This window comes from Thermus caldilimi (assembly GCF_004684245.1).
GTDB classification, from domain to species: domain Bacteria; phylum Deinococcota; class Deinococci; order Deinococcales; family Thermaceae; genus Thermus; species Thermus caldilimi.
Window position 1 is genome coordinate 2,057,325 of the sequence record NZ_CP038452.1, and the last position, 20,684, is coordinate 2,078,008.

Annotated in this window: 19 protein-coding genes, 1 tRNA gene and 1 pseudogene; 13 read left to right on the forward strand and 8 right to left on the reverse strand. The window is 67.3% G+C overall.

Annotated elements, in window-relative coordinates:
- Positions 1–10: 10 nt before the first annotated feature.
- Positions 11–1,213 carry a 2-oxoglutarate dehydrogenase complex dihydrolipoyllysine-residue succinyltransferase gene (gene odhB / locus EBI04_RS10880; protein ID WP_135257472.1) on the forward strand — a complete coding sequence of 401 codons (1,203 nt, stop codon included), beginning with the start codon at positions 11–13 and terminating at the stop codon, positions 1,211–1,213.
- A gap of 1 nt (position 1,214) precedes the next feature.
- The gene (gene lpdA, locus EBI04_RS10885) at positions 1,215–2,588 is read left to right on the forward strand and encodes a dihydrolipoyl dehydrogenase (RefSeq protein WP_135257473.1); all 1,374 of its coding nucleotides are present in this window, start codon (positions 1,215–1,217) and stop codon (positions 2,586–2,588) included.
- A gap of 436 nt (positions 2,589–3,024) precedes the next feature.
- Here the strand turns inward: lpdA and EBI04_RS10890 are convergent, their stop codons facing one another.
- Together EBI04_RS10890 and EBI04_RS10895 are read right to left on the reverse strand one after the other, a co-directional pair.
- Positions 3,025–4,449, reverse strand: a complete 1,425-nt coding sequence (locus EBI04_RS10890; protein WP_135257474.1) for a S8 family peptidase — start codon at positions 4,447–4,449, stop codon at positions 3,025–3,027.
- Between the two features lie 13 nt (positions 4,450–4,462).
- Complete coding sequence (locus tag EBI04_RS10895; protein WP_135257475.1) at positions 4,463–6,025, reverse strand: hypothetical protein; 1,563 nt, start codon at positions 6,023–6,025, stop codon at positions 4,463–4,465.
- 128 nt (positions 6,026–6,153) lie between these two features.
- On the opposite strand from EBI04_RS10895, the gene EBI04_RS10900 reads away from it, so the two are divergent.
- Genes EBI04_RS10900 through carA form a run of 6 tightly spaced genes read left to right on the forward strand, consistent with a single transcriptional unit; the run spans position 6,154 to position 10,905 of the window.
- Positions 6,154–7,362 carry an argininosuccinate synthase gene (locus EBI04_RS10900; protein ID WP_135257476.1) on the forward strand — a complete coding sequence of 403 codons (1,209 nt, stop codon included), beginning with the start codon at positions 6,154–6,156 and terminating at the stop codon, positions 7,360–7,362.
- On the forward strand, positions 7,352–8,740 hold the full coding sequence (argH, locus tag EBI04_RS10905) for an argininosuccinate lyase (protein WP_135257477.1): 1,389 nt from the start codon (positions 7,352–7,354) through the stop codon (positions 8,738–8,740). The genes EBI04_RS10900 and argH overlap by 11 nt, the downstream gene beginning before the upstream one ends.
- A gap of 1 nt (position 8,741) precedes the next feature.
- Positions 8,742–9,275: an N-acetyltransferase gene (locus EBI04_RS10910; protein ID WP_135257945.1), complete on the forward strand. Its 534-nt coding sequence runs from the start codon at positions 8,742–8,744 to the stop codon at positions 9,273–9,275.
- A 1-nt stretch (position 9,276) separates the two neighbouring features.
- Positions 9,277–9,540, forward strand: a complete 264-nt coding sequence (locus EBI04_RS10915) for a type II toxin-antitoxin system HicB family antitoxin (protein WP_135257478.1) — start codon at positions 9,277–9,279, stop codon at positions 9,538–9,540.
- Entirely contained in the window at positions 9,524–9,742 is a 219-nt protein-coding gene (locus tag EBI04_RS10920; RefSeq protein WP_135257479.1) for a type II toxin-antitoxin system HicA family toxin, read from the forward strand. The genes EBI04_RS10915 and EBI04_RS10920 overlap by 17 nt, the downstream gene beginning before the upstream one ends.
- Entirely contained in the window at positions 9,730–10,905 is a 1,176-nt protein-coding gene (carA, locus tag EBI04_RS10925) for a glutamine-hydrolyzing carbamoyl-phosphate synthase small subunit (protein ID WP_135257480.1), read from the forward strand. Before EBI04_RS10920 ends, carA begins: the two co-directional genes overlap by 13 nt.
- Before the next feature lie 226 nt (positions 10,906–11,131).
- On the opposite strand, the pseudogene EBI04_RS10930 reads toward carA, so the two are convergent.
- The 3 genes and pseudogenes from EBI04_RS10930 to EBI04_RS10940 all read right to left on the reverse strand — a co-directional run.
- Positions 11,132–12,693: pseudogene (locus EBI04_RS10930) on the reverse strand (formate--tetrahydrofolate ligase); the annotation flags it as partial.
- A gap of 9 nt (positions 12,694–12,702) precedes the next feature.
- Complete coding sequence (locus EBI04_RS10935; RefSeq protein WP_135257481.1) at positions 12,703–13,905, reverse strand: ATP-binding protein; 1,203 nt, start codon at positions 13,903–13,905, stop codon at positions 12,703–12,705.
- Between the two features lie 49 nt (positions 13,906–13,954).
- Complete coding sequence (locus EBI04_RS10940; RefSeq protein WP_135257482.1) at positions 13,955–14,893, reverse strand: threonine/serine dehydratase family protein; 939 nt, start codon at positions 14,891–14,893, stop codon at positions 13,955–13,957.
- 60 nt (positions 14,894–14,953) lie between these two features.
- On the opposite strand from EBI04_RS10940, the gene secG reads away from it, so the two are divergent.
- A complete protein-coding gene (gene secG, locus EBI04_RS10945) occupies positions 14,954–15,181 on the forward strand; it encodes a preprotein translocase subunit SecG (RefSeq protein ID WP_135257483.1) in 228 nt (75 codons plus the stop codon).
- 36 nt (positions 15,182–15,217) lie between these two features.
- A tRNA-Ala gene (locus EBI04_RS10950) sits at positions 15,218–15,293 on the forward strand.
- Between the two features lie 34 nt (positions 15,294–15,327).
- Here the strand turns inward: EBI04_RS10950 and EBI04_RS10955 are convergent.
- Positions 15,328–16,434: an LptF/LptG family permease gene (locus tag EBI04_RS10955; RefSeq protein WP_135257484.1), complete on the reverse strand. Its 1,107-nt coding sequence runs from the start codon at positions 16,432–16,434 to the stop codon at positions 15,328–15,330.
- The gene (locus tag EBI04_RS10960; protein ID WP_135257485.1) at positions 16,431–17,066 is read right to left on the reverse strand and encodes a hypothetical protein; all 636 of its coding nucleotides are present in this window, start codon (positions 17,064–17,066) and stop codon (positions 16,431–16,433) included. Before EBI04_RS10960 ends, EBI04_RS10955 begins: the two co-directional genes overlap by 4 nt.
- 65 nt (positions 17,067–17,131) lie before the next feature.
- Between EBI04_RS10960 and EBI04_RS10965 the strand changes: the two genes are divergently transcribed.
- From EBI04_RS10965 to EBI04_RS10970, 3 genes are read left to right on the forward strand one after another with little or no spacing between them, the layout of a single operon-like run.
- Positions 17,132–18,130, forward strand: coding sequence for an O-antigen ligase family protein (locus EBI04_RS10965; protein ID WP_240695291.1), 999 nt, complete (start codon positions 17,132–17,134; stop codon positions 18,128–18,130).
- Positions 18,064–18,576, forward strand: coding sequence for a hypothetical protein (locus EBI04_RS13605; protein ID WP_240695292.1), 513 nt, complete (start codon positions 18,064–18,066; stop codon positions 18,574–18,576). Before EBI04_RS10965 ends, EBI04_RS13605 begins: the two co-directional genes overlap by 67 nt.
- Positions 18,573–18,986, forward strand: coding sequence for a hypothetical protein (locus tag EBI04_RS10970; RefSeq protein ID WP_135257486.1), 414 nt, complete (start codon positions 18,573–18,575; stop codon positions 18,984–18,986). Before EBI04_RS13605 ends, EBI04_RS10970 begins: the two co-directional genes overlap by 4 nt.
- Before the next feature lie 60 nt (positions 18,987–19,046).
- Here the strand turns inward: EBI04_RS10970 and EBI04_RS10975 are convergent, their stop codons facing one another.
- Positions 19,047–20,669, reverse strand: a complete 1,623-nt coding sequence (locus tag EBI04_RS10975) for a hypothetical protein (RefSeq protein ID WP_135257487.1) — start codon at positions 20,667–20,669, stop codon at positions 19,047–19,049.
- Positions 20,670–20,684: the final 15 nt, after the last annotated feature.

Consider the following 20,684-nt stretch of genomic DNA (forward strand, 5'->3'; position numbering starts at 1 on the left):
GAGGTAAGCGGTGCAAGAGCTGAAAGTGCCCTCCGTGGGCGAGTCCATTGTGGAAGTGGAAATCGGCGCTTGGCTGAAGCGGGAAGGGGAGAGCTTTGCCCAGGACGAGCCCCTGGTGGAGCTCATCACCGACAAGGCCACCCTCGAGCTCCCCGCCCCCTTTGCGGGAACCCTCACCAAGATCCTGAAGCGCACCGGGGAGACGGCCCGGGTGGGGGAGGCTATCGCCCTCCTGGAAGCGGGGGCGCAGGTTGCTGCTCCAGCCCCCCAGGCCCCGGCGGAGGCGGCCAAGGCCCCCGAGTCCCTGGCCATGCCCGCCGCGGAGCGCCTCCTGCGGGAGGCGGGGGTGGCCCCCGAGGCGGTCCAGGGTACGGGCCTGGGGGGGCGCATCCTCAAGGAGGACGTGCTCCGCCACCTGGAGGCCCAGGCGGCTCCCGCCCCCGCGCCCACGCCGCCTCCTGCCCCCGCCCCCGCATCTGCTCCGGCGGCCCAGCCCCCCGCCGACCGCCCCTGGCGGGTAAGCGAGGCGGTGCCCATGACCCCTTTGCGCCGCCGCATCGCCGAGAGGCTCCTTTTGGCCCGGCAGACCACGGCCATGCTCACCACCTTCAACGAGGCGGACATGTCCCAGATCATCGCCCTCAGGAAGGAGCTGGGCGAGGCCTTCCAGAAGAAGCACGGGGTGAAGCTCGGCTTCATGAGCTTCTTCGTGAAGGCCGTGGTCCAGGCCCTGAAGGAGATCCCCGAGCTGAACGCCGAGATCCGGGATAACGCCATCCTCTACCACCGCTACTACGACATCGGGGTGGCCGTGGGCGGGGGCGAGGGACTGGTGGTGCCCGTCCTGCGGGACGCCGACCGCCTCTCCTTTGCCGAGATTGAGAAGCAGATCGCCGAGTTTGCCGAAAAGGCCCGCACCCGGAAGCTCAAGCCCGAGGAGCTCATGGGGGGCACCTTCACCATCACCAACGGCGGGGTCTACGGCTCCCTGAACTCCACCCCCCTCCTCAACCCGCCCCAGGTGGGCATCCTGGGCATGCACGCCATCCAGGAGCGCCCCGTGGCCCGGGATGGGCAGGTGGTGATAAGGCCCATGATGTACCTGGCCCTCTCCTACGACCACCGCATCGTGGACGGGCGGGAGGCGGTCACCTTCCTGCGCCGGGTGAAGGAGCTGGTGGAAAACCCGGTGCGTCTCCTCTTGGAGGTCTAACGTGGAGGCCTACGATCTTTTGGTGATCGGGGCGGGCCCCGGGGGGTACGTGGCCGCCATAAGGGCGGCCCAGCTGGGCCTCAAGGTGGGGGTGGTGGAGAAGGAAAAGGCCCTAGGGGGCACCTGCCTGCGGGTGGGGTGCATCCCCTCCAAGGCCCTTCTGGAAACCACCGAGCGCATCTACGAGGCCAAAAAGGGCCTCATCGGGGCCAGGGTGGAGGGCCTAACCCTGGACCTCCCCGCCCTCATGGCCCACAAGGACAAGGTGGTCCAGGCCAACACCCAGGGCATCGAGTTCCTCTTCAAGAAAAACGGCATCGCCCGCCACCAGGGAAGGGCCCGCTTCCTCTCCGAGCGCAAGGTCTTGGTGGAGGAAACGGGGGAAGAGCTTTCCGCCCGCTACTTCCTCATCGCCACGGGGAGCGCCCCCCTCCTCCCCCCTTGGGCGGAGGTGGACTTTGAGCGGGTGGTGACCTCCACCGAGGCCCTAAGCTTCCCTGAGGTGCCGGAAAGGCTCATCGTGGTGGGGGGCGGGGTGATTGGCCTCGAGCTCGGGGTGGTCTGGCACCGCCTGGGGGCTAAGGTTACCGTGCTGGAGTACCTGGACCGCATCCTCCCCACCATGGATGCCGAGCTTTCCCGGGCGGCGGAGCGGGTCTTCCGCAAGGAGGGGCTGGAGATCCGCACCCGGGTGAGGGTACAGGCGGTGCGCCCGGAGGGGAAGGGGGCCCGGGTGGAGCTCGAAGGGGGCGAGGTCCTCGAGGCGGACCGGGTGCTCCTGGCCGTGGGCCGCAGGCCCTACACCGAGGGGCTTTCCCTGGAAAGCGCTGGGCTGGCCACCGACGAGCGGGGCCGCATCCCCGTGGACGAGCACCTCCGCACCCGGGTGCCCCACATCTACGCCATCGGGGACGTGGTGCGGGGGCCCATGCTGGCCCACAAGGCCAGCGAGGAGGGCATCGCCGCGGTGGAGCACATGGTGCGAGGCTATGGCCATGTAGACTATTTGGCCATCCCCAGCGTGGTCTACACCCACCCCGAGGTGGCGGGGGTGGGCTACACCGAGGAAGAGCTCAAGGAGCGGGGCATCCCCTATAAGGTGGGGAAGTTCCCCTACTCCGCTTCGGGACGCGCCCGGGCCATGGGGGAGACCGAGGGCTTTGTTAAGGTCCTGGCCCATGCCCAGACGGACCGCATCCTGGGGGTCCACGGCCTCGGGGCCCGGGTGGGGGACATCCTGGCTGAGGCCGCCCTGGCCCTTTTCTTCAAGGCCAGCGCCGAGGACGTAGGCCGGGCCCCCCACGCCCACCCCTCCCTCTCCGAGATCCTCAAGGAGGCGGCCCTGGGGGCCTGGGAGCGGCCCATCCACCTTTAGGGGAGGGCTACCCTGACCTCGAGGTGGTAAGGCCCCAGGGTCCAAGTGCCTAGGGCTTGGTCCAAGGGTATCTGTAGGCAGAAACCTCCCCCGGCGTCCCGGAGAATGAGGAGCAGGCTCCGCAACGGCCGGAGTAGGGGTAGGGAGGCTTCCCCTTTCCCATCGGTCCACCGGACCAGGCCCTTACCGTTGGGTAGCCCGTTGGCAGCTACCGGCTGCAAGGTCACCCAGACTCCGGGTAGGGGGCGCTCTTCTTTCAGGACCTGGACCTGCACGATGCCATAAGCTACCGGTTCCCCAGGGGGTGTGGGTCTAGGTATCTGGCCCCATGCTACGGTCTGGAGGAGCAGTAGGGACAGCAACAGCGCTTTCTTGTTCATTCAACCTCTTGTAAGCCTGCCCGGGCCCCTTAGGGGCCCGGGTGAAGGTCTGCGTCTTATCTGCCTAAAAGGGCGTTCAAGCTGGCCGCCGCGTCCACCAACCCGTAGCCGTACTGCCCACCGGCCGCGTAATCGGGTTTGGCCGCCTGCCCGGTGAGGGTGGCGTTGGCTCCCCGCTCCAAGGCCAGGCGGATCTCCTCGGGGCTGGCTCCTGGTTTGGCCGAGAGGAGGAGAGCCACCACTCCGGTCACGTGGGGGGCAGCCATGGAGGTGCCTTGCAGGAAGGCATAGGGATCGCTGGGATTTTGCGCCACGGGCACCGTGGAGAGGATGGCGGCCCCAGGGGCGGCCACGGTTACGTAGGGACCGGTGTCCGAGAACCCCGCCCGCCGATTGTCGTTGCTGGTAGCCCCCACGCCGATCACCCCGGGGAGGAGGGTGCTGTAAAAGACGGGATACGAGGGTCGGTTACCGGACCGATAGGAGTTGCCCGCCGAGAACACGTAGACCACGCCCTTCTGGGTGCCGTATTCCAGGACGTCTAGGAAAGCCTTGCTCCTGGCCCCAGAACCCCAGGAGTTGTTCACCACCTTGGCCCCGCAGTCGGCGGCGTACTTGAGGGCCCGCACCAGCATGTAGTTGGTCCCGCCGAAGTACCCCAGGGCCCGTAGGGCCATGAGCTTGGCTTCGGGGGCTACGCCCACCACCCCTATGCCGTTGACGGCGGCGGCGATGGTGCCCGCCACGTGGGTGCCGTGCCCCCCGGAATCGGAGGGATTGGTGTCGTCGTCGACGAAATCGTAGCCGTTGGCCCCTGGGCAAGAGGGGTTGTTGGGGTTGGGGTTTTGCCAGAGGTTGGCGGCCAGGTCAGGGTGGGTGAGGTCGATGCCCTCGTCCACCACGGCCACCACCACCCCCTGGCCGCGGTATCCCTGGTTCCACACCTGCGGGGCGTTCACCCGGTACACGCCCCAAAGGTAGGGCACATTCTGGTAGCGGGTACCGTCCGGGCCCTGGGCCTGGAGGGGGTCTCCAGGCGGCACCTGCACGAAGTAGGGATCGGTGATGCTGCCGGTGTAATCCAGGGGGCGGAGACCCTGGGGGCCAGGCATCCCCAAGGTGCGGGCCATCTCCCGGCCCGGGTTTTCCACCCAGTAGTTGGGTTCGGCGTAGGCTACCCCCTCGAGGGCCGCATAGGCGGAGGCGTACTGGGCTTCCTGCCCCTCGGGAACCTTTATGCGGACCAAGGTGCCCCAGCCGGGGTCGGCGATCCGGTCCAAGACCTGGCTTTCCCCCAGGACCTGGAGGCCTTGGGTCTGGAGGCCCCCGGAGCGGTACTTGACCAGGATTTCCCCGGCCACGGCGGTCTGCCCCTGGATCTGGGTAAGGGTGGGTCCCGGGGTGGGGCGTTGGCCGGTGGGGTTGTTCTGGCCGCAGGCGGCCAGGAGAAGGGCGAACAGGGTTAGCTTCCAGATGCGCATGCCTCCTCCTGTATCACTGGACCGAGAAGGTGCGGGTTTCGCTCACGGATTGGCGGTAGCCCCTCTGGAGGAGGTTTTGGTAAGCCCCCTGGGGTACGTACCCTAGCCCTTCCAGGAAGGCTTGGGCCATGCGCCCCCGGGCTTGGTGGATGGTGCTTCCCCTGAAGCCTTTCAGCTTTGGGTAGTGAGCGAAGTCCACGTAAAGCCGGGCCTGGAGGGCGCTGGGATCCATGCCGATGTACTCCAGGATCCCCGTTTGGTCATCGGTGCTCACGTCCCAGGAGTAGACCCCCCCGCTGGACAGAGGGATAGGCAAGGCAATTTCGGTCTTGGGGGTGTAGCCAACCCAGACCAAGCTACCGCCTTGATCGTAGACCGAGACCACGTACACCTGTCCTCCAGGGACCGGGCTCCAGGAGAGGGTAGGGTTTGGCCCCAGGGTGGCCCCATCGTTGACCGCCAGTTTGGGGGTGTCCAGGAAGGAGGCGGTGAGGGCCTGGTTCAAGTTGGTCCCATCCCGCCACTGCTGGACCGAGGAAAGGTCCAGAACGCTCCCCGCGCTCGAGAGCCGCACCGCGAAGCTTTGCACCATGATCTGTTGGGACACATCGGTGGAGGGTAGGGCAAGGACCCGGAGGTTCTTGGTGGTTTGCCCTAGGAAGTAGTACTGACCCAGCTCGATGTCCCCCGAATGGATGGCGTGGGTGAAGGAGGCTGTGCTAAAGGAGAGGGCGTTCCAGCTAGGGCTCGTGGGGTTGAAGTTGAACCCGGTCAGGGCCCCATAGTCGTGGCTCACGGCCAAGGCGGTGACCTTAGGGTTGCTCTGGGGATCGAAGGCCTCGAGGGCCACGTTTTGGCCGGTGCTGGTCCCGTTCAAATAGACCCGCACCTCGGGGATGAGCTGGAACTGAGCCCAGAAGTATTCCGTGGCCATTTGACAGTTCCCGGTGTCCGTGCCCGTGTAGTTTCCAGCCCATAGGCTTCCCGAGGCGGCGTACAGGTTGTTGGTGGAGGTCACGGGGATTTGGTAGTCCCCCGAAGCATTGGTGGTCACCGTGCGCCCGCCGCCGTAGACCACCAGGCCGTCCTCGCAGGGCTGGGGAGGGTCGAAGAGCTGGGTGGGGCCCCTCGGGGTGGAGCTCACCACGGGTTGGTTGTTGAAGGTGACGTTGCCCGTGATGTGGCCCGTGCGGGCGGTATAGCCCGGAAGGGTTTTGGAGGCCGGGGCAGGGAGGTAAATGTTCATCTCCGAGGCGGCCCCATACGGGGAGCGGTAGGCGCTTAAAGGGACCTCCGCGAAGGTCAAGGCGGCCATACCCTGGCCTGCAGGGGGAATGACGGTGAGGGTGAAGGTCTGGGCGTTACCGGGTATTTGCAGGGAGAAGTGCCCATCCAGGCTGGTGGTGGTTTCCACCCTCCGGCTTCCCACCTGGGCAATTACCCTGGCCCCGTGAACGGGCTGCCCCCCGGCGCTGGGGCTGGTGAAGACATTTCCCTGAAGGCCCTGGGGCGGTGGCGTACAGGCCCAAAGGCCCAGCAAGCCTATGCCTATGGCTAAGAACCCGAGTTTTTTCATAATCTCTCCTTTCTTTACGGGGCAAACTTACCCGGACCGGGATGGCCTGTCAAGGAGGAGGTGCGGAGCCAGACGGGTTCCTGTATACTTATGCATGCCCCCCTCGAGGGGGTAGACTAGGGGTTGGCATGAAGATCGTCCTGGCATACTCCGGCGGGCTGGATACCAGCATCATCCTCAAGTGGCTCAAGGAAACCTACGGGGCCGAGGTCATCGCCTTCACCGCGGACATCGGCCAGGGGGAGGAGGTGGCGGAGGCCCGGGAAAAGGCCCTGAGGACCGGGGCCTCCAAGGCCATCGCCCTGGACCTGAGGGAAGAGTTCGTGCGGGACTTCGTCTTCCCCATGTTCCGCGCGGGAGCGGTGTACGAGGGGTACTACCTCCTGGGCACCGCCATCGCCCGGCCCCTCATCGCCAAGTACCTGGTGAAAATCGCCGAGGAGGAGGGCGCCGAGGCCGTGGCCCACGGGGCCACGGGCAAGGGCAACGACCAGGTGCGCTTTGAGCTCACCGCCTACGCCCTGAAGCCCAACATCCGGGTCATCGCCCCCTGGCGGGAGTGGCACTTTAAGGGCCGGCAGGAGATGATCGCCTACGCGGAGGCCCACGGCATCCCCGTGCCCGTGACCCAGGAGAAGCCCTACTCCATGGACGCCAACCTTCTGCATATTTCCTACGAGGGGGGGGTGCTGGAAGACCCCTGGGCCGAGCCCCCCAAGGGGATGTTCCGCATGACCCTGGACCCCGAGGAGGCCCCCGACGCCCCCGAGTACGTGGAGGTGGAGTTCCACCGGGGGGACCCGGTGGCGGTGAACGGGGAAAGGCTTTCCCCGGCGGCCCTTTTGCAAAGGCTCAACGAGATCGGGGGGCGGCACGGGGTGGGCCGGGTGGACCTGGTGGAGAACCGCTTCGTGGGCATGAAGTCCCGGGGGGTCTACGAAACCCCGGGGGGGACCCTCCTTTACCACGCCCGGCGGGCGGTGGAAAGCCTCACCCTGGACCGGGAGGTGCTCCACCAGCGGGACCAGCTCGCCCCCAAGTACGCGGAGCTCGTCTACTACGGCTTCTGGTACGCCCCCGAGCGGGAGGCCCTCCAAGCCTACTTTGACCACGTGGCCCAGGCGGTCACCGGGGTGGCAAGGCTCAAGCTCTACAAGGGGAACGTCTACGTGGTGGGGCGCAAAGCGCCCAAGAGCCTCTACCAGAAGGACCTGGTCTCCTTTGACGAGCTTGGGGGCTACGACCAGAAGGACGCCGAGGGCTTCATCCGGATCCACGCCCTGCGCCTTAGGGTGCGGGCCATGGCGGAGAAGGGGAAGGGGGAGCATGGCGCATAGGACCTGGGGGGGCCGCTTCGCCGAGGGGCCGGATGCGCTGGCGGCCCGCTTCAACGCCTCCTTGCCCTTCGACCGGGCCCTTTGGCGGGAGGACCTCTGGCAGAACCGGGTCCACGCCCGCATGCTCAAGGAGGTGGGCCTCCTCAGCGAGGAGGAGCTAAGGGCCATCCTCGAGGGCCTGGACCGCATCGAGGAGGAGATCCGGGCGGGCACCTTCCCCTGGCGGGAGGAGCTGGAGGACGTGCACATGAACCTGGAAGCCCGCCTCATGGAGCTCGTCGGCCCCCCTGGGGGCAAGCTCCACACCGCCCGTAGCCGCAACGACCAGGTGGCCACCGACCTGAGGCTCTTCCTCCGGGGCGCCCTGGACGAGCTCTTGGCCCTGCTCCTGGACCTGCGCCGGGTGCTGGTACAGGAGGCGGAAAAGCACCTGGAGCCCCTTTACGTCCTCCCCGGCTACACCCACCTGCAACGGGCCCAGCCCATCCTCCTTGCCCACTGGTTCCTGGCCTACCACGAGATGCTTTCCCGGGATGAGGGAAGGCTAAAGGACGCCCGGGAGCGCCTCAACGAAAGCCCCTTAGGGGCGGCGGCCCTGGCGGGGACGGGCTTTCCCATCGACCGCCACTACACCGCCAAGGAGCTTGGCTTCGCTAGGCCCATGCGCAACTCCCTGGACGCGGTGGCTAGCCGCGACTTCGCCCTCGAGGTCCTCTCCGCCCTCAACATCGGCATGCTCCACCTCTCCCGGATGGCGGAGGAGCTTGTCCTTTACAGCACCGAGGAGTTCGCCTTCGTGGAGGTGCCGGACGCCTTCGCCACGGGAAGCTCCATCATGCCCCAGAAGAAGAACCCGGACACCCTGGAGCTCATCCGGGCCAAGGCGGGAAGGGTCTTGGGGGCCCTGGTGGCCCTGTCCACCGTGGTGAAGGGCCTGCCTCTCGCCTACAACAAGGACCTGCAGGAGGACAAGGAGCCCCTTTTGGACGCCCTGGCCACCTACCGGGATAGCCTCAAGCTCTTCGCCGCCCTCCTCCCCGGCCTCAGGTGGCGGCGGGAGAGGATGTGGCAGGCAGCGGAGGGAGGCTACGCCTTGGCCACGGAGCTCGCCGACTACCTGGCGGAAAAGGGCCTGCCCTTCCGGGCGGCCCACCACGTGGTGGGCCGCCTGGTGCGCAGGCTGGCGGAGGAGGGAAGGCCCCTCAAGGACCTGACCCTGGAGGAGCTCAAGGCCCACCACCCCCTCTTCGCCGAAGACGCCCTGCCCCTCCTCCGCCTGGAAACCGCCATCCACCGCCGCAGGTCCTACGGGGGCACGGCCCCTGAGGCGGTGCGGGCAAGGCTTCTGGAGGCCAAGAAGGAGGTGGGCCTTGACTGAGGTGAAAGGACTCGAGCTCTCCACGGCGGCCCTGCCCGAGGTGCGCCCCAACGCGGGGGTGGAGCTCAGGAAGGCCAGGCTTTCCGATGTGGAGGCCATCTACTGGCTCATCCGCTATTGGGCGGAGAAGGGCCTGATGCTGGTGCGGAGCCACAGCCACCTCTACGAGAACATCCGCGACTTCCAGGTCCTCGAGGACGAGGACGGGCAGATCGTGGGCACCGTGGCCCTGCACGTCCTCTGGCGGGACCTGGCGGAGATTAGGGGCCTGGCGGTGCACCCCCAGAGGCAGGGCCAGGGCCTGGGGCGCTGGCTGGTCTTGGGGGCGGAGCGGGAGGCCCGGGACCTGGGGCTCCCCCGGGTCTTCGCCTGGACGCTGCAGGTGGGCTTTTTCCGCTCCCTGGGTTACCAGGTGACCACCCGGGAGGCCTTGCCCCCCAAGGTGTGGAGCGAGTGCAACGCCTGCCCCTTCTACGAGAACTGCCGGGAGATCGCCGTCATCAAGGGGCTTTCCCGGGGGGCCTTCGGGGGCTAGAATGGGTGGGATGGGCACGCTGACCCGCTACCTGGCGGAGGCCATGGCCCGGGCCCGCTACGAGCTCATTGAGGACGAGGAGCCCTACTACGGGGAGATCCCGGGCCTCCTAGGGGTCTGGGCCACGGGGAAGACCCTGCGGGAGTGCGAGGCCAACCTCCAGGCGGCCCTCGAGGACTGGCTCCTCTTCCTCCTCTCCCGGGGCGAGGCCCCGCCCCCCTTGGGGGAGGTGCGCATTGAACTTCCTCATGGCGAAGCGGCTTAGGCCCCTTTCCCGTAGGGAGCTTATCGCCCGGCTTCGGGCCTTAGGGTTCGCGGGGCCCTTTGCCGGGGGCAGGCACGAGTTCATGGTGCGCGGGGAGGTGCGGCTGGTCCTTCCCAACCCCCACCGGGGCGAGATCGGGGTGGATCTCCTGAAGCGCCTCCTAAGGCAGGCGGGCATCAAGGAGGAGGAATGGCCGGAGTGAGGGAGCGCGCGGTTTTGGTCCTGGAGGACGGCACCGTCTATCACGGCTACGCCTTCGGGGCCCGGGGGAAGACGGTGGGGGAGGTGGTCTTCAACACCGCCCAGACCGGCTACCAGGAGATCATGACCGACCCCAGCTACCACGGGCAGATCGTGGTCATGACCTACCCCCACCAGGGCAACTACGGGGTGAACGTCTACGACATGCAGTCCAACCGCCCCTGGGTGAAGGGGTTCGTGGCCAAGGAGTTCAGCCGCATCGCCTCCAACCCCAGGGCCCAGCAGACCCTAGGGGAGTTCATGGAGTTCTACGGGGTGGTGGGCCTCGAGGGCATCGACACCCGGGCCCTGGTGCGCAAGATCCGCGAGGGGGGGGTGCTGAAGGGCGCCATCGCCCACGCCTCCCTCTACGGGGAGCCGGACCACGCCTTCACCCCCGAGGAGCTTTTGGCCCTGCGCCAGGAGGCCAAGGCTTGGACGGACATCGACGGCCGGGACATGACCCCCGAGGTCTCCACCCCTCTGCCCTACGCCTGGCCCACCCTGCGGTCGGGGCGGCGCATCGTGGTCATGGACTTCGGCATCAAACACGCCATCGTGGAGAACCTGGCCCAGCTGGGGTTTGAGATCCTCGTGGTCCCGGGCAAGACCCCTGCCAGCCAGATCATGGCCCTGGAGCCCCACGGCCTTTTCATCAGCAACGGCCCTGGCGACCCCTCCATGCCCCGCTACGCCCACGAGACCATCTGGAAGCTCATGGGGCTTTTGCCCACCTTCGGCATCTGCCTGGGCCACCAGCTTTTGGCCCTGGCGGCGGGCGGGCGCACCTACAAGATGAAGTTCGGCCACCGGGGGGCCAACCACCCGGTGAAGAACCTCCTCACGGGGAAGATCGAGATCACCAGCCAGAACCACGGCTATGCGGTGGACATCGACTCCCTGAAGGAGTTCAGGCCCACCCACATCAACCTCAACGACGGCACCCTCGAGGGCATGGCCCATGCCCGCTACCCCGTCTTCTCCGTGCAGTACCACCCCGAGGCCGCCCCCGGCCCCCACGACGCCCTCTACCTCTTCCGCCGCTTCCTGGAGGAGGTGGAGGCCTTCCACGGGGTCACGGGGCTGCCCGTGGAGAAGCAAAGGGCAGACGGGCACGGAATCTAAACCACCCCACCCGGACGAAGTCCGGGTGGGGACCCCGGGAAAAGGGCGAGCCCAGCTTCTCCCTAAGCGGTTCGGGGGGGCAACCCTTTCCCTGGCAGGGGCCTTGGGTATCCTTTCGTCGGGGCCCCCACGCGGACTTTGTCCGCGTGGGGTGCTATCAGTAGTCCATCCCTCGGATGTTTCCCTCCTCGTCCACGTCGATCCCCAGAGCCTGGGGCACCTTGGGGAGGCCGGGCAGGGTTTCGATCCCGCCCATGTAGACCACCACGAAGCCCGCCCCAAACCGGCACCTCAGGTCCGTGACCCGCACCCTAAAGCCCAGGGGCCTTCCCCGAAGCTTGGGGTTGTCGGAGAGGGAGGTGGCTGCCTTGGCCATGACCACGGGGAGGGTCTCGCACCCCTCCTTCTTGGCGGCCTTGAGGGCCTTCTTAGCCTCCTCGCTCCACTCCACCCCCTCCGCCCCGTAGACCTTCTGGGCGATGGTGGCCACCTTTTCCTCCAGAGGGGCCTCGAGGGGGTAGAGGGGGCGGTAGGCGTGGGGAAGCTCCAGGGCGTGGAGCACCTGTTCCGCCAATTCCAGGCCCCCTTCCCCGCCCCTGGCGTAGACCTCGCTCACGGCAAAGGGCAGGCCCCGCTCCTGGGCGAAGGCCTGCACCAAAGCGATCTCCTCGAGGGCGTCCGTGGGGAAGCGGTTTAAGGCGATCACGGGCTTATAGCCGAAAAGCTCCACGTTCTCCACATGCTTTTCCAGGTTGGCTAGGCCCCGCTGCACCGCCTCCACGTCCGGCATCTCGTAGGCGTCCTGCCCCCCGTGGTAGCGGAGGGCTCGGATGGTAGCCACCAGCACCACCGCCTCGGGGACCAGCCCTGTAGTGCGGGCCACCACGTTCATGAACTTCTCCATGCCCAGATCCGTGGCAAACCCCGCCTCCTGCACCACGTAGTCCGCGAGGCCTAAGGCGAAGAGGCTGGCCCTCAGGGAGTTGGTGCCGTGGGCGATGTTGCCGAAGGGCCCCATGTGGACGAAGGCGGGGTTGCCCTCCGCCGTCTGCACCAGGTTGGGGAGAAAGGCCTGCCTGAGGAGGGCCGCCATGGCGCCCACCGCCCCCAGGTCCTCGGCGTAGACGGGTTTGCCCTCGTAGGTGAAGCCCACGCGGATCTTGCCCAGGCGGCGCTTCAGGTCCTTGAAGTCCCGGGAGAGGGCCATGAGGGCCATGACCTCGCTGGCCACGGTGAGCTCGAAGCTTCCTTCCCGCGGCACCCCGTGGGCCTTCCCCCCAGGCCCAGGACGATGTGCCTTAGGGCCCGGTCGTTCATGTCGATGGCCCGCTTGAGTTCGATGCGCCGGGGGTCAATCCCGAGGGCGTTCCCCTGGTGCAGGTGGTTGTCCAAAAGGGCGTTCAGGAGGTTCACCGCGCTGGTCACCGCGTGGAAGTCCCCGGTGAAGTGGAGGTTGATCTCGTGCCGGGGCTCCACCCGCGCCCTTCCGCCTCCCGTGGCCCCGCCTTTCACCCCGAAGACCGGGCCCAAGGAGGGTTCCCTTAGGGCCAAGGCTGCCTTCTTCCCCAGCCGCCAGAGGGCGTCCACTAGCCCGATGGCCGTGGTGGTCTTGCCCTCCCCCGCCGGGGTGGGGGTGATGGCCGTGACCAGGATGAGCCGACCCTTGGCCTTAGGGGGCTCCCCCAGCACCTTGGCCATGTAGGGGCCGTAGGGGTAGAGCCGGTCCTTGCCCAATCCCAGCTTGGCCGCCACTTCCTCAATGGGTAGGAGCGCTTCCTTGACGATCACGGGGTAAGCTTACTCCGCCTTTCCAGGGAAAGAAGTCCCGCCTTGCAGGCTCAGGTTCCAAAGCCTTTGCATCAGCTGGGGCAAGGGGACAGCCAGGACGTCCGGGGAAAGCGGATAGGCTTCCTCCCCGGGGTAGACCACAAAGGCCGCCTGGGGCCTGAGGTCCATCAGGGCCTGATGGAAGCCCCGGGAGGGCTTGGGTACCAGGCTGCGCTTTACCTCCACGGCCCACAGGGTCCCCGTGGGGCAGAGGAGGAGAAGGTCGATTTCCGCCCCCGCATGGGTGCGGTAGAAAAAGCCTAGGGCCCCTTCCGGTGCTACCCGCAGCAGGTTTTCCACCACGAAACCTTCCCAGCTGGCCCCCACCACGGGATGGCCCAGGAGGATCTCCCGGTCGTGGATGCCGAGGAGGGCGTGGACCAGGCCGCTATCCCGGAGGTAAAGCTTAGGGCTTTTTACCAGCCGTTTGCCCACATTGGCCTCGTAAGGGGGAAGCCTCCTTAAGAGGTAGAGATCCACCAGGTGGTCCAGGTAGCGGCTTACGGTTCTGCCATCCAGCCCCAGGTTGCCCGCCAGGCGGGAGAGGTGGAGGGTTTCCCCCTGCAGGTGGGCCAGCATGGTGAGGAGCCGGCGTAGGGTTTCTGTCGGCAACCTGCCGCCCAAGGCGGGGATTTCCCGTTCCATGTAGGTGCGGAGGAAATCCTGCCGCCAGCGAAGGCTTTGGACGTCGCTGGGTGCCAAGAAGCTTTCCGGGAACCCCCCCCGGAGCCAGAGGCGCTCCAGCTCCTTGGGGTCTACCTCTAAGGGATCCAGGGGGGAGAGCTCCAGGTAGCTGGCCCGGCCCGCGAGGCTCTCACCCGCTTGGCGGGACACTTCGGGGGATACAGACCCCAGGAGGAGGTAAAGGCCGGATTTCCTCCCGGCTCGCCTTGCCCGGTCCACCAGGCCCCTGAGAACGGGGAAAAGCTCAGGCATCCGGTGCACCTCGTCCAGGATGACCAGGCGGTCCAGATGGTCCTCGAGGTAGAGCTCCGGGGCCGCAAGCTTCCCCCTATCCCTTTCCGACTCGAGGTCCAGGTACAAGGCTCCAAGCCGATCCCCCACCGCCAAAGCCAGGGTGGTCTTTCCCACCTGCCTGGCTCCCGTGAGCACCACCACGGGTACCTGGCCTAGGCGCTCCTCGAGGACCGGTTGCAGGCGGCGGGGGATCACCCTTGAAAATATAGCATCGTAATGTCAAATTTTCAAGGATAAGCCTGCCCTAGGGGAGGGCGGGAAACCCGCGGTTGCCTCCCGAAAGGAGAAGGGCCAGAACCTGAGGGAGCCTTTCCCCATGCTCCAGCACCGCCGCCAGGGGCAGGGCCCCGGTGGGCTCCACCACCTGCTTGGTGCGGGTGAAGAGGAGGCCCTCGGCTTCCAGGATGGCCGCCTCGCTCACGGCGAGGATGGCGTCCACCTTCTCCTTCAGGATGGGAAAGGTGCGCTGTCCCAAGGCCAGGGTCCTTACCCCGTCCGCCCGGGTCCTGGGGGCCCCGGGCAGGCGCACGATCTTGCCTTCTTCCAAGCTCCTTCTGGCGTCGTCCGCACCCTCGGGCTCCACCCCCAGGACCAGGGTGCTTGGGGAGAAGGCCTTCACCGCGGTGGCCACCCCGGCGAGGAGCCCCCCTCCCCCCACGGGGACCAGGACGGCCTCCGGGAAAAGGCCCATCTCCCCCGCCTGGGCCATGAGCTCCAGCCCGGCGGTGCCCTGGCCGGCCACCACCAGGGGGTCGTCAAAGGGGTGGATGAAGGCGTAGCCGGTTTCCTCCTGGAGGGCTCTCGCCACCTCCTCCCGGTTTTCCACCGTGACCCCCTGGTCCACCACCTCCGCCCCGTAGGCCCGGGCCGCCTCCTTCTTGTAGGGGCTTGCCTCCTCGGGCATGACGAGGAGGGCCTTCACCCCCAGGATCCGGGCGGCGTAGGCCACCCCTTGGGCATGGTTGCCGCTACTCACCGCAAGAAGCCCCTTGGGGTTTTCCAGGGTGAAGGCCTTGGAAAGCGCCCCCCGGGCCTTGAAGCTTCCGGTCTTTTGCAGGTGCTCGGCCTTGAGGAGGAGGCGCTTGCCCAGTAGCTCATCCAAGAGCCTCGAGGTGAGGAGGGGCGTGCGGTGGATGTGGGGGCGGATGCGCCGGTAGGCGGCATGGATCTCGGCAAGCTCCACACCTCTTTATACCGCGCCCGGGTGGACACGCCCTTCGCCCCGCGCTAAAGTGGTAGGGGTATGGACTTCCTTTACACCTTGGTCATCCTTCTTTACCTGGGCGTGGCGGGGCTTTTGGTCTACCTGGTCCTGGTGCAGGAGCCCAAGCAAGGCGCCGGGGACCTCATGGGGGCTTCTGCGGACCTCTTCTCCGCCCGCGGGGTCACGGGTGGTCTCTACCGCCTGACCATCCTCCTAGGGGTCATCTTCGTGGCCTTGGCTCTCCTCATCGGCCTCTGGCCCCGTTGACAAAAGCCTTCCCCCTCGGTACCATAGGCGTTGCCTGGGGCCGTGGCGCAGTTGGGAGCGCGCCTCAATGGCATTGAGGAGGTCAGGGGTTCGAATCCCCTCGGCTCCACCAGGAACCCCCTGGGGAAACCCAGGGGGTCAGGCTTTTAACGGAGGGCCCGCAGGCCCAGGAGGAGGAAAAGGAGGTTCGCCCCCCAGGCCCCCAGCTCTGGGGGGAGGACCCCTATCCCCGCCAAGGAGCGGCCCAGGAAGAAGGCCCCGTAGTAGGCCAGGGCCAGCACCACGCTTAAGCCCAGGGCGAGCCCGGTGCTCCGCCCATACCTGAGGGCCATGGCCGCGGCCAGGAGGACCAGGACCAGGTTGGCCAGGGGCAGGGCCAGCTTGGAGTGGAACTCCAGCCGGGCCCGCCACTTCTCCAGGGGGGCGAGGAAGGGGTCTTGCATCTTGGCCCAGGCCTGGGAAAGGCTGTCCTGTCCGAAGCTGAAGGTGTCGGCGTAGTCGGCGATGGCCCGGGCCCGGGAGAGGTCCGACTCCACCTCCAGGACCTTCCCCCGGCTCACCGCCCGGAAGACCTTCCGGGTCTGGGCCAACAGGTCCTTGGCGGTTTCCAGCCCCGGCACCGCCTGGAAGTCCACCCGGTAGAGGCGGTAATCCTTTAGGGTGATCACCCGGTCCTCCCAGCTTCCCCGTTCGGCGAAGAGGAAGGTGCCCTCCTCCCCCTGGAAGGAGGCGATGCGCACCCCCACCATCTCCTTCCGCTCCATGTCGAAGTCCTCGAAGTAGAGGCTCCGCCCCTTGCCGATGGGGATCTGTAGGCCCTTGAGGCGAAAAAGCCCAGCCCCTTGAGTGTGGATCTCGTCCCACCAGGCCACCCGCACCTTTTCGTTGTAGTGGGGGACCAGCCTCTCCTGGAGGTAAAGGGCTACCCCGCTCAGCAAAGCGCCTATTCCAACTAGGGGCAGGGCCGCCCGCCAAAGGGGAATCCCCCCGGAGAGGAGGGCGAACTGGGCCCCTTCCGCGGAGAGCCTGCCGAAGACCAGGACCGTGGTGGTGACCAGGGCGATGGGGAAGACCTGCACCAGAACCCCGGGCACGTGGTAGGAGAGCCAACGGGCCACCTTGGGAAGGGGCACCCCCTCCAGCCACCGGGCCCCGGCGTAGAAGAAGCCAAAGAGGTAGACGGCGGTGAGGAAGAGGAGGGCCAAAAGGAGAACCGGGAGGCTTTCCTTCAGGATGTGGCGGTAAAGGGTCATGGAAGGCGGCTGGCGTACTGGGCTAGGGGGCTGGCGTTAGGGGACACCTTGGTGCTGGCCTGGACCTTCCCCGAGGCGAAGCGCAGGTAGAGGCGGGCGCTGGGTCCTTGGCCCCTCAGGGTGGCCTTCCCCTCCTGGTAGGTGAAGCTTCCCAGGGCCAGGGCTTCCCGGTCCTTCAGGTTCACCACCAGGGTCTCCGCCTGGAGCCTGGGGCTTTCCGCCTGCACCCGGCCCTTCAGGACCACCACCTCCTCGGCGAAGAGGGCCAGGGCCTTTTCCGCCTTCAAGCCCCTGAAGTCGGGGTTGCTGAAGGTGAGGCCGGTAAAGCGGGCTTCCTGCTTGGGGATGTCGTGTTCCAGGGACTGGGCCAGAAAGGTTTCCTTCTCCGAAAGGAGCTCGGCTCCCCGGGCCCGCACGAAGCTTCCCTCTTTGTACTCAATATAGGCGGCCTTTAGGCGCAAGCCGTTTTCGTTGTCCACCAGGATCCCACCCTGGGGCAGGGTGGTGACCCCGGTGTCCAGGTTCACCCGCTGGGCCCCGAAGGGCTCCACGCTAAAGGCGGCGAAGCGGGCTCCCAAGGAAAAGCCCAGGAAAAGACCCAGGGCCAGAAGGAGGCGGTTACGGCCCTTCATAAGGGGCAATTTACCAGAGGATTTTGAGGAGCGGCTTAGGGTTTCCTTGGCGTATATTGTTCCCCGTGCGCTGGTTGCTCTGGGCCCTGGCCTTGGCCCCTCTTTTCCCGCCCCTGGCCCTTTTGGCCCCCTTATGCGTGGGGTACCTCAGGCGGCTACCCCCTTGGGCCCTGGGCCTTTTGGCTGTCTATGCCCTTTCCCTCCTCCTTCCTGCCGTCTTTGCCCCAGAGCCCCTGGCCTTCCCCTTGGCCTTGGGCCGGGTCCTCTACGTCCTGGGGCTGGTGGGGGCGGGGGTGGCCCTTTTCCGCCAGCTCAGGGAGCCCTCCCGGGCCCTCCTGCCCTTGGGCTACGGGCTTTTCCTCCTCTATGGGAGCGCCTTCTTGGCCTCCTACCTGGCCTTTGGGGACCAGGCGGTGGGGCAGAGGCTCATGCACCCCTTCCACAACCCTGTGGGTTTGGGATTCTTGGGCGCCTTGGGTGTGCTTCTTGCCGTATACGTGCGCTACCCTTGGCCCTTCCGCCTCCTCCTAAGCCTTTTGGGGGGTGCGGTCCTCCTCCTTTCGGGAAGCCGCGGGGGGATGCTGGCCCTCCTTTTAGGGAGTGCGGGGGGGCTTCTTTTCCGGGGGCGGGGGCTTTGGGCTTTGGGGCTGGCGGGGTTCCTCCTCTTCGCCGCCCTTTCCCTGGACACCCCCATCTCCGAGCGCTTCTTCCAGGCCCACCTCTCGGGGCGGGAGGGGCTTTGGCTTCGGGCCTACGAGGTCTTCCAGGCCCACCCTTGGACGGGGGTGGGGCCTTATGTGCTGGGGGATTACCTGAAGGGGACGCTTTTTGGGGACTGCTTCCTCTTTCCCCTCATCGAGGCCAAAGGCCTCGCCTGCCCGGACTGGCTCAGGCCCCTTGGGGGTCTTTGGACCTTCGCCCACAACCACCTCCTCCAGGCCCTGGGGGAAAGCGGGGTCCTGGGGGCGGTGGGCCTCCTCCTCCTGGTGGGGGGTTTTTGGCGGGGGCCTGGGGGGAGGGGCTCCTCTTCTCCCTCCTCCTGGCCTTTGCCGCCATGGGGATGACCGACAACCCCTTCAGCGTCCCCAGCCCTTTCCGGGGGGAGATCTTCTTCTTGGTGGGGGGGATGGCCCTGGCCCGGGGGGTGCGCCTTCCCGCCGCCTTGGGCTTCGCTGGGGCGGTGGCCCTCCTCTGGGCCTTGCCCTTCCTCTACCTGGCCACCCGGCCCCCGCTGCCCCCTCCTGCCCTCCTCTACGCCGCCATCCCGCCTGGGGAGGGGATGGGCTTCCTGCGCCTTGCGGGGGCCGAGGGGTACCGGGTGCAGGTGTGGCTCTGCAGGGAGAAAGCCTGCCAGCGCCTGGGGTGGGAGTGGCCGGGGGAGCAGGTGGTGGGCTTTCCCTTCCCCAAGGATCTTCCTTCGGGAAAGTACCGGCTTCGGGTCCTCCTCTTCAGCCAGCACCGCCTGGCCCAGCGGCCTCTTTACCTTTGGGAAAAGGAGGTGGTGCGGTGAAGCCCTTAGCGCTGGTGGGCGGCGGATTCCTCTTCGCCTTGGGGGTGGGCCTTGCCCTGTGGAGTCTTTCCCAAGCCTTTTCTGTAAGGCCTATAGAGGGCGAAGCTTGCGTGCCGGGTCCTCTGCCAGAAAGGGGGGAACTTTGGTCCAACGGGGTGTTGGAGATTCCCCTTTGCCGCGAAGCGCAGGTGGGGCTTCTCCTCGAGGGCACCCTGGCCCAGGGGAAGGGGCCCTACGCCCTGGTGGTGGAGGGGAGCCGGGTGCTCTGGCAGGGGGAGGTGCGGGGGGTAGAGGAGGTCTGGGTGAGGACCACCGGGAAGGGCACCCTGGCCTTGGCCTTCACCAACGACTTTTACCAGCCCCCCGAGGACCGGAACCTCTTCCTGCGGGCCTTGCGGGTGGAGCCTTAGCGGAGAAGGGTCAGCAGGGCCAACACCACCTAGCCCCCCCACCTCGGGCATGGCCTCGGTCTACCGTAAGGAAAGACCAAAGGAGAGGCTCTGCCCCGTGGCCTCATCGTACTGTCCCCGGAGGACGTTCTGCCAGCGCACCTCGTAGGCGAAGCAGCCGTCGTAGAGGCGGAGGGTGAGGCCCAGGCGGGTGAGGCCCTCTCCATTGATCCCCACCTCGGGGGCGAGCCAGAGGGCCTGGCAGCAGGCCCGGTCGGGGAGGGGCATGGCGTAGGAAAGGCGCACCTCCTCCAGGCTCCCCCGCACGTAGGCCAGGCGGAAGTTCCCCAGGGCCTCGTCCCGGTAGCTCCCCTCCAGGCGGTCCAGGCGGTTCCCCAGGGGGTTTTCCAGGGTGTAGCCCAGGCCCCAGGGGCCTAAGGCCCCCTCCAGCCGGAGGCGCTGGAACTCGTCCCGGTTCTCCCAGGTGAAGGGCGGGGTGGGGGTGAGGGGCTCCAGGCGTCCGGCGTAGCCCGCCCGCAGGAGGAAGTCCCCCTCCCGGTAGGAGGCCTCCAGGCTTCCTCCCACCGCTAGGTAGGGGCTGTACCCGGCGAAGGGGTAGAGGGCCAGGAGGGCCTCGGGCTGCAGGGTGAGGGCCCAGGGGCCCTCCCTCAGGGTGTGGCGGTAGGCCCCTTCCAGGCCCAGGGTGAAGCCCTGGCTCCTTCCCGTTTCCGCGTAGCGCAGGAAGGGCCTTAGGGTGAGGTCCTCCAGGCGGAGGGTGGGGGCGTAGCGGGCCTCGAGGCGGGGGGTGTCCGCATCCGGGGGGCTTGGGCTATAGCCCAGGAAGAGGTCCTCCGCCCAGGCCCAGACGCCCGGGGCGTAGCCCAGCTGGAATGCCGCCCCCACCCGGCCCTCCCGAAGGCCCAGGCGCAAGGCCTCCTGGGGCGACCCCAAGCCCGTGGCCAGGAGGGTGAGCCGCCTTTCCCAGCGGCCGATCTCCTCCCCCGGCCGGGGCAGGGGGAAGTCCTGGAGGCCCACCGTCCAGCCCCCGGCCTCCGAGCTGGAAAGGACCAGGGGGCTTTGTAGCTCTGGCCGGTGGTTGGCGTTGGCGGTGGCCTCCCCCAAGGGGACCTCGAGGGCCCAAAGCCCCAAGGTGGCCTCCCCCCTAAGCTCCCCCGTGGCCACCCGGAAGGTGGCCTCCTCCATGCGGAGGCGCACGTCCTCCCCGCAGGGGCAGGGGGTGGCGAGGAAGCCCCTCAGCCTGGCCTCCTCCCGGGTGAAGGTGGCTTCCGCCGCCCGCACCCGGTAGGCGGGGCTTTCCAGGAGGACGCCCTCCCCCTTGAGGGGGGTCTCCAGGCTAAGCCGCCGCACCTCCGCCTTGAGCCTCCCCTGGCTCAGGCGCACCCCCTGGAGGGCCTTCCCCTGCAGGGCCTCCGCCTCCACCCGCCAGCCCTCAGCCTCTCCTCGTAGACCCTCCGCCTGGAGGCTTCCCTCCGCCTCCAGGTACCGGATGGCGGGGGCTTCCAGGTAAAGCCCCTCCCTTTCCAGGCAGGCCCGGCCCTCAAAGACCAGGACCTCGCCGTCGTAGCTCATCTCCTCCCCGCCCAAGAGGCCCTCCTCCGTTTCCAGGGTGTAGGGCCTCTGCCCGCAAGGGCCTGCCAGGGTAAGGCCTAGACCCAAGGCTAGGACGAAAAGTCGCTCCCTCATCACAGGATGAGTTTA

What these genes read in the sequence shown, in the direction of transcription:
- EBI04_RS10890 (WP_135257474.1), bottom strand. Translation starts at nt 4,449, where the DNA reads ATGCGCATCTGGAAGCTAACCCTGTTCGCCCTTCTCCTGGCCGCCTGC.
- EBI04_RS10895 (WP_135257475.1), bottom strand. Translation starts at nt 6,025, where the DNA reads ATGAAAAAACTCGGGTTCTTAGCCATAGGCATAGGCTTGCTGGGCCTT.
- EBI04_RS10900 (WP_135257476.1), top strand. Translation starts at nt 6,154, where the DNA reads ATGAAGATCGTCCTGGCATACTCCGGCGGGCTGGATACCAGCATCATC.
- argH (WP_135257477.1), top strand. Translation starts at nt 7,352, where the DNA reads ATGGCGCATAGGACCTGGGGGGGCCGCTTCGCCGAGGGGCCGGATGCG.
- EBI04_RS10915 (WP_135257478.1), top strand. Translation starts at nt 9,277, where the DNA reads ATGGGTGGGATGGGCACGCTGACCCGCTACCTGGCGGAGGCCATGGCC.
- EBI04_RS10920 (WP_135257479.1), top strand. Translation starts at nt 9,524, where the DNA reads ATGGCGAAGCGGCTTAGGCCCCTTTCCCGTAGGGAGCTTATCGCCCGG.
- carA (WP_135257480.1), top strand. Translation starts at nt 9,730, where the DNA reads ATGGCCGGAGTGAGGGAGCGCGCGGTTTTGGTCCTGGAGGACGGCACC.
- secG (WP_135257483.1), top strand. Translation starts at nt 14,954, where the DNA reads ATGGACTTCCTTTACACCTTGGTCATCCTTCTTTACCTGGGCGTGGCG.
- EBI04_RS10955 (WP_135257484.1), bottom strand. Translation starts at nt 16,434, where the DNA reads ATGACCCTTTACCGCCACATCCTGAAGGAAAGCCTCCCGGTTCTCCTT.
- EBI04_RS10960 (WP_135257485.1), bottom strand. Translation starts at nt 17,066, where the DNA reads ATGAAGGGCCGTAACCGCCTCCTTCTGGCCCTGGGTCTTTTCCTGGGC.
- EBI04_RS10975 (WP_135257487.1), bottom strand. Translation starts at nt 20,669, where the DNA reads ATGAGGGAGCGACTTTTCGTCCTAGCCTTGGGTCTAGGCCTTACCCTG.